Raw genomic sequence first — 9,236 nt, 5'->3', positions numbered from 1 at the left:
AAGTAGAAGCGCGCAACGATCAAGAAAAATTATTGTCTGAGCTTTGGAAAGTTGCTGATGAACAAGAGCAACATACAATCGCAAATTTAATGGTGAAGTTTGTACAACATAAGTAAAAGTAGAGAGGAGAAGCTCCTCTCTACTTTTTTTGTATAGTAATTAGGAGGAATAGATTATACATTTAGCTTCCCTATTAAGGTGAAATCATATAATATAGTACGTAGGTGTAAAGTAAGCGTAGGGGAGTGATCTTGGATGATTGAATGGTATTTTGAATATGAAATACATAAAAACCGACCTGGCTTACTTGGTGACGTTTCTTCGTTAATCGGTATGCTTGGCATCAATATTGTCACAATTAATGGTGTAGATAATGCACGACGTGGACTTTTGCTTATGTGTGATAATCAAGAACAAATCTCTAGACTTGAATCAATTTTAAATACGATGGATAATATAACGGTAACGAAATATCGTCCGCCAAAGCTTAGAGATAAGCTAGCAGTTAGACATGGTAGGTACATACAACGAGATGCAGATGATAAGAAAACATTTCGATTTGTGCGTGATGAATTAGGATTGCTTGTAGACTTTATGGCGGAGATAATGAAAAAAGAAGGTCATAAATTAATTGGGATACGAGGAATGCCTCGTGTCGGAAAAACAGAATCTATTGTTGCCGCAAGTGTTTGTGCAAATAAGAGATGGTTATTCGTATCATCTACTCTCATTAAGCAAACTGTTCGTAGCCAATTGATTGAAGATGAGTATAGCGACGATAATATTTTCATACTAGATGGAATTGTGTCGACAAAGCGTGCCAATGAAAGACACTGGCAGCTCGTTCGTGAAATCATGAGATTGCCTGCAACGAAAGTTGTGGAACATCCGGATGTGTTTGTGAGTCAGTCAGAATACACATTGGATGATTTTGATTATATTATCGAATTGCGTAACGATTATGATGAAGAAATTCAATATAATTTAGTAGATGAAATTGAGCAAGGTACGAAAAACAATTTCTCTATGTTCGACTTTTAAAGAAATATTGAGGTGTTAGTAGTGACGGAATTAGGACAAAAGCTGACAGAAGCAAGAGAAGCGAAAGGCTTATCTATTGATCAGCTGCATGAGATTACAAAAATTCAAAAACGCCATTTAGTAGCGATTGAAGAAGGCAATTATGATGTGTTGCCAGGAGCTTTTTATGCGCGTGCATTCATTAAACAATATGCAGATGCTGTTGGATTAAATGGAGAGGAACTGCTTGTAGAATATCAGAGTACGATACCACAATCTGAAAATCGTGAAGTTCCACAAGTATCAACTGGACAAAAAACACAAGAAACAATGCAAAAATCTTCATCATGGCCAATTGCAGATCATATGCCAAAAATTTTGATTGTGTTGTTAGTAATCGCATTTGGAGTGGTAGTCTGGTTTGTTATTCAAGCGTTAACTGGAAAAGATGATAGACAAGTTCCGAATGCTCAAAGTGAGAAAATTGAAGTTCAAAAAGCAAAAGATTCTCCGCTAGATACGAAGAAAGATGAAGTGAAAGCGGAAGAACCAAAAAAAGAAGAGCCAAAGAAAGAAGAGCCAAAGAAAGAGGAACAACCAGTGCAACCAACTGGACAACAAGAAGTGAAGGTAGTTGGAACGAGTGGTAAGGTATCTACTTTGGAAATTCATAATAATAAAACATTAGAACTGGAAATTTCAGCGAAGGGTGCAAGCTATGTAGATGTTAAAGATGATGCGGGTAACGAAATTCTAAACACTACAGTACAAAGTGGTCAAACAGAAAAACGTGATTTATCAACAGTAAAAGAAGTGCGGCTTAATATTGGAAGTGCACCGAATGTTGAAATTAAACTGAATGGCCAAGTGGTTACTTTCCCATTAGATCCAGAAAAAGAATATCACCAAAGATTGGTGATAAAAAACCAAGGGATAGGGCAACCTGCGCAATAACAGTCATCGCTTCGATGACTTTTTTCAATGAACAAATGTTTTTGACATGATGGAGGAATAGCTGTGAATTTACCAAATAAAATTACAATATCTAGAATCTGCTTAATTCCAATTTTTATGGTAATTATGCTAGCGCCCTTTAACTGGGGCTCATATACAATTGGTGATGTCAATTTACCAATTCAACATTTAGTAGGAGCACTAATCTTTATAATTGCTTCAGCTACAGATTGGATTGATGGATATTATGCAAGGAAATATAATCTTGTAACGAATTTAGGGAAATTTCTTGACCCGTTAGCAGATAAATTACTTGTTTCTGCAGCACTTATCACATTGGTAGAGATGCAATATGTACCTGCTTGGATCGTTATTGTAATTATAAGCCGTGAGTTTGCAGTAACAGGTTTACGCCTTGTGCTTGCTGGGACAGGGGAAGTAGTTGCAGCAAATCAGCTAGGGAAAATTAAGACATGGACACAAATTATTGCGATTGCAGCATACTTATTACATGATGTACCGTTAAGTTTACTTCATATTCCAGTTGCAGATATTTTCATATGGATTGCATTATTCTTTACCGTTATTTCAGGATGGGATTATTTCTGGAAAAATAAAGATGCTTTTGTAAACTCAAAATAGAAGTTTATGGGGGAATTGGGATGAATGCTGAAATTATTGCGGTTGGAACGGAATTATTACTTGGACAAATTGCAAATACAAATGCCCAGTTTTTATCTGAAAAGTTAGCTTCAATCGGAATTAACGTGTACTACCATACTGTTGTTGGGGATAATAACAAGCGATTACAGAAGGCAATTGAATTGGCTGAAGAACGAGCTGATATGCTCATTTTTACAGGTGGATTAGGACCGACAAAAGATGATTTAACGAAAGAAACAATAGCATCTAATTTAGATGAAGAGCTTGTGTATGATGAAAAGGCATTAACATCGATAAGCGATTATTTTAAGCGTACAGGCCGTGAATTTACGGAGAATAATAAAAAGCAGGCGCTCGTTTTAAATGGATCGACTGTATTTGCGAATGATCACGGTATGGCGCCTGGTATGGGGTTAAATAAGAACGGAAAAGTTTATATTTTATTACCAGGACCACCAAAAGAAATGAAGCCGATGTATATAAGTTACGTAGAGCCTTTTTTATGTAAGTTTACAACGGGGGAAAATATTTATTCTCGTGTTCTTCGTTTTTTTGGTATTGGGGAATCTCAATTAGAAGTGAAAGTTCAAGATTTAATTGATGGTCAAACGAACCCAACCATTGCACCACTCGCAAATGATGGAGAAGTGACATTACGTTTAACTGCCAAACATCAAAATGCTGATGAGGCGGAGAAACTGATTCAGCATGTGGAAGATTTGATTTTAGAAAGAGTAGGAGAATTTTTCTACGGATATGACCAAGATTTCCTTCATTACAAGGCAATAAGGCTATTGAAGGAAAAAGGGTTAACTTTAGCATGTGCAGAAAGTTTAACAGGTGGTCTTTTTGGAAATCAAGTAACAGAAAATGCTGGCGTCTCGTCTGTATTTAAAGGCGGTGTCATTTGTTATCAAAATGATGTGAAGCAACAAATTTTACATGTGCCTGAAGAAGTGTTACGCACTGACGGCGCGGTTAGTAAACAGTGTGCTCGTTATCTTGCTGAAAATGTAAAGAAACTGTTAAAAGCAGATATCGGGATTAGTTTCACTGGGGTGGCAGGACCGGATGCTTCAGAGTATAAAGAACCAKGAACCGTATTTATTGGATTGGCGATTAAAGATGAACCAGCTGTAGTCTTCTCGCTTAATTTAAGTGGAAGTCGTCAACAAATTAGAGAACGCTCTACAAAATATGGATTTTATCATTTATTTAAAAAGCTAGAAGAGATATAAATTTCTTCTAGTTTTTTTGTTGGAAAACCTAGTTTTATTCGATCTAAAATAAAAAAATCGAATAAATGTTCGATTTTTGTTGGCAAATTGAATTGAAAATAGGTATAATAAGATTAGCAATTTAGTTAAGGAGGAATTTTGAATGAGCGATCGTCAAGCGGCATTAGATATGGCGTTAAAACAAATAGAGAAGCAATTCGGTAAAGGTTCAATTATGAAATTAGGAGAACAAGCGGAGCGTAGAATTTCTACAATTTCAAGTGGTTCTTTAGCACTTGATGTGGCACTAGGGGTAGGCGGATACCCACGTGGTCGTGTTATTGAAATTTATGGACCTGAAAGTTCAGGTAAAACAACAGTTTCATTACACGCAATCGCGGAAGTACAGCGTCAAGGTGGACAAGCAGCGTTCATTGATGCGGAGCATGCAATGGATCCTGTATATGCACAAAAATTAGGTGTTAACATAGATGAATTACTATTATCACAGCCTGATACAGGGGAGCAAGGACTAGAAATCGCAGAAGCACTTGTACGAAGTGGCGCGGTTGATATTATCGTAATTGACTCTGTAGCAGCTCTTGTACCGAAAGCTGAGATCGAAGGGGACATGGGTGACTCTCACGTTGGTTTACAAGCACGTTTAATGTCACAAGCACTTCGTAAACTTTCAGGTGCAATCAACAAATCAAAAACAATCGCAATCTTTATCAACCAAATTCGTGAAAAAGTTGGGGTTATGTTCGGGAACCCAGAAACAACTCCAGGTGGTCGTGCGTTGAAATTCTATTCAACTGTCCGTCTTGAAGTACGTCGTGCTGAGCAATTAAAGCAAGGTAATGACATCGTTGGTAATAAAACGAAAGTAAAAGTAGTTAAAAATAAAGTAGCACCGCCATTCCGCGTTGCTGAAGTTGATATTATGTACGGAGAAGGTATTTCAAGAGAAGGTGAAATCTTAGATATGGCTTCTGAACTTGATATCGTTCAAAAGAGCGGTGCTTGGTACTCTTATAATGAAGAACGCTTAGGGCAAGGTCGTGAAAATTCGAAGCAATTCTTAAAAGAGAATACGGATTTAAGAGAGGAAATTGCCTTCTTTGTTCGTGAACATCACGGAATTGGTGAAAACTCTGGTGTTGAAGACACGGAAGATTCAACTCGTCAAGATTAAAAAATAAAAGACACGGGACCGTGTCTTTTATTTTTTTAATCCACTATGAAAGCGTTGTATATAGCTGGAGATAAAATATTTATTCTGTCCAAAAGGCTATGTGTAAAGGGGAATATTCATATATTTTAAGTGAATGAATTGGGATTTTCTAAGGTTTTCCAGGATAATATGCCGTCTGTTTTTTTAATCCATATAAGATTCAGGGCTGAAGGTAAAGAAAGTAAAAGTAGACAACGCTTGACAATGAAAATTGCGATAGATACAATGAGAATGTATATTTTTTCTTATATACGATACACTCTTCTCAAGAAGAGAAGTAATATTCGGAGTAAGACTTAAATCTTGCCGAAATAATAATATGACATTTTAATTGTGAAATGAAGAAAGTCCCTTAAAAAAGCGGGACGACGGTCTTTGCTGTACGTTGTAATTCAATGTACATGCCGACAGTCTTTTTTCATTCATAGCAAGGGGAGGTGAAATCATGAGTAGTACAGTTTGGATACTCATCTCCATTTTGCTTGCAACAGTCGGTGCAGTTGTTGGCTTTTTTGTTCGAAAGTCTATTGCTGAAGCGAAGATTAATGGTGCAGCTAATGAAGCAAAACGTATTCTAGACGAAGCGAATCGTGATGCTGAAGCACTTAAGAAAGAAGCGCTTTTAGAAGCAAAGGATGAAATTCATACACTTCGTACAGAAGCTGAATTAGAAATTCGTGACCGTAGAAGCGAATTACAAAAACAAGAAAATCGTTTAATGCAAAAAGAAGAGAACCTTGATCGTAAAGACGAAACGCTCGATAAGCGCGAGCGACAGTTAGAAAAGAAAGAGGAATCTCTTGTAGCGAAACAACAACAGATTGAAGAGTTGGAAAGCAAAGTGGGAGAGTTAGTTCAAAAGCAACAAACAGAATTAGAGCGCATTTCCAATCTGACCCGCGAACAAGCGAAAGCAATTATTCTTGGTAAAGTGGAAAGTGAAGTTTCTCATGAAATTGCCGTTATGGTAAAAGAAAGTGAAGTTCGCGCGAAAGAAGAAGCGGATAAGAAGGCAAAAGAGATTTTATCTCTTGCAATGCAAAGATGTGCAGCTGATCATGTTGCTGAAACAACCGTTTCGGTTGTAAATCTTCCAAATGACGAAATGAAGGGACGTATTATCGGACGTGAAGGTCGTAATATTCGTACGTTAGAAACGTTAACAGGTATTGACCTTATTATCGATGATACACCAGAAGCGGTAATTCTATCTGGATTTGACCCGATTCGTCGTGAAACAGCTCGTATCGCTCTTGATAAACTAGTACAGGACGGACGTATTCACCCAGCGCGTATTGAAGAGATGGTCGAAAAATCAAGACGTGAAGTGGACGAGTATATTCGTGAAGTCGGAGAGCAAACAACGTTTGAAGTGGGTGTTCATGGCTTACATCCAGATTTAATTAAAATTTTAGGTCGTTTAAAATACCGTACAAGTTATGGACAAAACGTCTTAAAACACTCTATGGAAGTTGCATACTTAACTGGACTTATGGCAGCGGAGCTTGGTGAGGATGAAAAACTAGCAAGACGTGCTGGTCTATTACATGATATCGGAAAAGCAATCGATCATGAAGTAGAAGGTAGTCACGTTGAAATTGGTGTTGAACTCGCAACGAAATATAAAGAGCATCCTGTTGTAATAAACAGTATCGCATCTCACCATGGTGACACAGAACCAACTTCTATCATTGCAGTTCTAGTTGCAGCAGCAGATGCATTATCAGCTGCAAGACCGGGGGCTCGTAGTGAAACGCTTGAGAACTACATTCGTCGTCTTGAAAAGTTAGAAGAAATTTCAGAGTCTTATGAAGGCGTAGAAAAATCTTTCGCAATTCAAGCAGGACGTGAAGTTCGTATTCTGGTAAAACCAGATACAATTGATGATTTAGAAGCTCATCGTTTAGCTCGTGATATTCGAAAACGTATTGAAAATGAACTGGATTATCCAGGACATATTAAAGTAACTGTTATTCGTGAAACACGTGCAGTGGAATACGCAAAATAAAGTGGTGAAACACCACTTTATTTTTTTGTGTTGGAATTGGGTAAAATAAAAAAACTATTTATCCCGCGTTAACGGGTAGTAAAACTCCCACCTCAAAATTCGGCTTGAGCAAAGAAATTAGGTGGGGGATAAACTGCCCGTTAACGCCCCACTGATTATAGTTTCACTTTATGAGCAGTATGCAAGTGAAAGAAACTTATAATAGATAAATTGTAACTGTTGTAAGAAAATAGCTTCACGTTATAGTATGGTAATAAAAAATGTAGTACATAGAAAGGGTAAGACATATGAGAATATTATTTGTTGGGGATGTAGTAGGATCTCCTGGTAGAGACATGATTCAACAGTACGTACCGGCTTTAAAGAAAAAATATACACCTACAGTAACAATTATTAATGGAGAAAATGCTGCGGGTGGACGTGGAATTACGGAAAAAATATATCGAAACTTTTTAGAGTGCGGGGCACAAGCGGTTACGCTTGGAAACCATGCTTGGGATAACCGTGAAGTATTTGAGTTTATTGATGATGCAAAATATCTTGCAAGACCAGCTAACTTCCCAGAAGGGACGCCGGGAAAAGGGCTTATCTTTGTAAATTGTAATGGAACAGAAGTTGCAGTTATTAACTTACAAGGACGTACTTTCCTTCCTCCAATCGATTGTCCATTCCGTAAAGTGGATGAGTTGATCAGCATTGCAAAAAAACGTACAAACATTATCTTTGTTGATTTTCATGCTGAAACAACAAGTGAGAAGCAGGCGTTAGGTTGGTACGTAGACGGTCGTGCTACAGCGGTAGTAGGTACACATACACACGTTCCTACAGCTGATAATCGTATTTTACCAAGCGGAACAGCTTATATTACAGATGTTGGTATGACAGGCCCATATGATGGGATTTTAGGTATGGATCGCGAAGCGGTATTGAAGAAGTTTTTAACGAACTTACCAGTACGTTTTGAAGTGACGAATGGTAGAACGCAATTAAGTGCAGTGTTAATTGATGTRGATCCTAATACAGGGAAAGCGAAGAAAATTGAGCGTATTTTAATTAATGATGACCAGCCGTTTTTTGATTGATTTTTAACGAAAAGTTAGAGGATTTTTTATATTTTAATTTTTTAGAAAAATTACAGGGATTTAGCAGGAATACGTGTCATTCCTCGTGAATATAAGTTAAAGTGAAATAATTGCTATTACTTTTTATAGAAACGAGGAGGAAACGCGGAATGGAAATATTAAAAGTTAAAGCAACGTCGGTCCCTAATTCTGTAGCTGGTGCACTTGCAGGTGTTATTCGCGAACGCGGAACAGCAGAAATTCAAGCTATTGGTGCAGGTGCATTGAACCAAGCGGTAAAGGCAGTAGCAATTGCAAGAGGATTTGTAGCGCCTAGCGGTTTGGACTTGATTTGTATCCCAGCGTTTACAGATATTATGATTGATGGTGAARAGCGTACAGCAATAAAATTAATTGTAGAACCGCGTTAAGTTGAAACAACCTGTTTGCATGTATGCAAACAGGTTGTTTTTGTAATGGAGGAATGAAAATGAAAATTTTTGATGCGCATTGCGATGTACTCTTTCAGTTATGGAGTGCAAAGGGGAAAAAAGACTTTCAAAACGATTCACAATTACATATTACATTTGAACAATTAAAGAAAAGAAAAGGAAGTATACAATGCTTTGCTATATATGTACCAGAAACAGTAGCGTATGAAAATCGTTTTGAAGTTGCGCTGCAAATGATAGATATTTTTCATAATGAAATTTTATCGCTACCAGGAATGAAGTTTATTCAGACAAAAAACGATATTAACATGCTAAAACAGGACGAGATTGGAGCATTATTAACATTAGAAGGATGCGAAGCAATTGGAAAAGAAGCGATGAAATTACGTTTGTTTTATCGCTTAGGTGTACGTTCCTTTGGATTGACATGGAACTATGCCAATCTGTTAGCGGATGGAGCGCTAGAGGCACGTGGGGCAGGTTTAACTACATTTGGTAGACAGGTTGTACAAGAACTTAATACGTTACATTTATGGACGGATGTGTCTCACTTAAATGAAAGAAGCTTTTGGGATGTTATAGAAATTGCTGAAAACCCAATTGCATCTCACTCAAACTGTTATCAAC

At 37.4% G+C, this 9,236-nt stretch carries 10 protein-coding genes; all 10 read left to right on the top strand.

What is annotated here, in order from left to right; all coding sequences use genetic code 11:
* Positions 1 to 116: DUF3243 family protein (locus AC1DTM_RS13300; RefSeq protein ID WP_477000331.1), on the top strand; the 116-nt coding region annotated here is incomplete at its 5' end.
* Positions 117 to 255: 139 nt separating this feature from the next.
* On the top strand, positions 256 to 1,041 hold the full coding sequence (locus tag AC1DTM_RS13295; protein ID WP_002066761.1) for a DUF3388 domain-containing protein: 786 nt from the start codon (positions 256 to 258) through the stop codon (positions 1,039 to 1,041).
* Between the two features lie 21 nt (positions 1,042 to 1,062).
* Entirely contained in the window at positions 1,063 to 1,974 is a 912-nt protein-coding gene (locus tag AC1DTM_RS13290; protein WP_016105954.1) for a helix-turn-helix domain-containing protein, read from the top strand.
* Positions 1,975 to 2,037: 63 nt separating this feature from the next.
* A complete protein-coding gene (gene pgsA, locus AC1DTM_RS13285) occupies positions 2,038 to 2,616 on the top strand; it encodes a CDP-diacylglycerol--glycerol-3-phosphate 3-phosphatidyltransferase (RefSeq protein WP_016105953.1) in 579 nt (192 codons plus the stop codon).
* 20 nt (positions 2,617 to 2,636) lie between these two features.
* The gene (locus AC1DTM_RS13280; RefSeq protein WP_477000330.1) at positions 2,637 to 3,875 is read left to right on the top strand and encodes a competence/damage-inducible protein A; all 1,239 of its coding nucleotides are present in this window, start codon (positions 2,637 to 2,639) and stop codon (positions 3,873 to 3,875) included.
* Between the two features lie 142 nt (positions 3,876 to 4,017).
* On the top strand, positions 4,018 to 5,049 hold the full coding sequence (gene recA / locus AC1DTM_RS13275) for a recombinase RecA (RefSeq protein WP_002014599.1): 1,032 nt from the start codon (positions 4,018 to 4,020) through the stop codon (positions 5,047 to 5,049).
* A gap of 484 nt (positions 5,050 to 5,533) precedes the next feature.
* Positions 5,534 to 7,096 (top strand): ribonuclease Y, encoded by a 1,563-nt coding sequence (rny, locus tag AC1DTM_RS13270; protein WP_002160762.1) that lies wholly within the window; start codon positions 5,534 to 5,536, stop codon positions 7,094 to 7,096.
* A gap of 287 nt (positions 7,097 to 7,383) precedes the next feature.
* Positions 7,384 to 8,178, top strand: a complete 795-nt coding sequence (locus AC1DTM_RS13265) for a TIGR00282 family metallophosphoesterase (protein ID WP_002014601.1) — start codon at positions 7,384 to 7,386, stop codon at positions 8,176 to 8,178.
* Positions 8,179 to 8,327: 149 nt separating this feature from the next.
* Positions 8,328 to 8,588 (top strand): stage V sporulation protein SpoVS, encoded by a 261-nt coding sequence (spoVS, locus tag AC1DTM_RS13260; protein WP_477000329.1) that lies wholly within the window; start codon positions 8,328 to 8,330, stop codon positions 8,586 to 8,588.
* A gap of 59 nt (positions 8,589 to 8,647) precedes the next feature.
* A partial coding sequence (locus tag AC1DTM_RS13255; RefSeq protein WP_477000328.1) for a membrane dipeptidase occupies positions 8,648 to 9,236 on the top strand: 589 nt, incomplete at its 3' end.

This window comes from Bacillus sp. P4_D3, assembly GCF_056401855.1.
The sequence above is the reverse complement of the archived record's forward strand: the minus strand, read 5'-3'. Positions and strand labels throughout refer to the sequence as shown.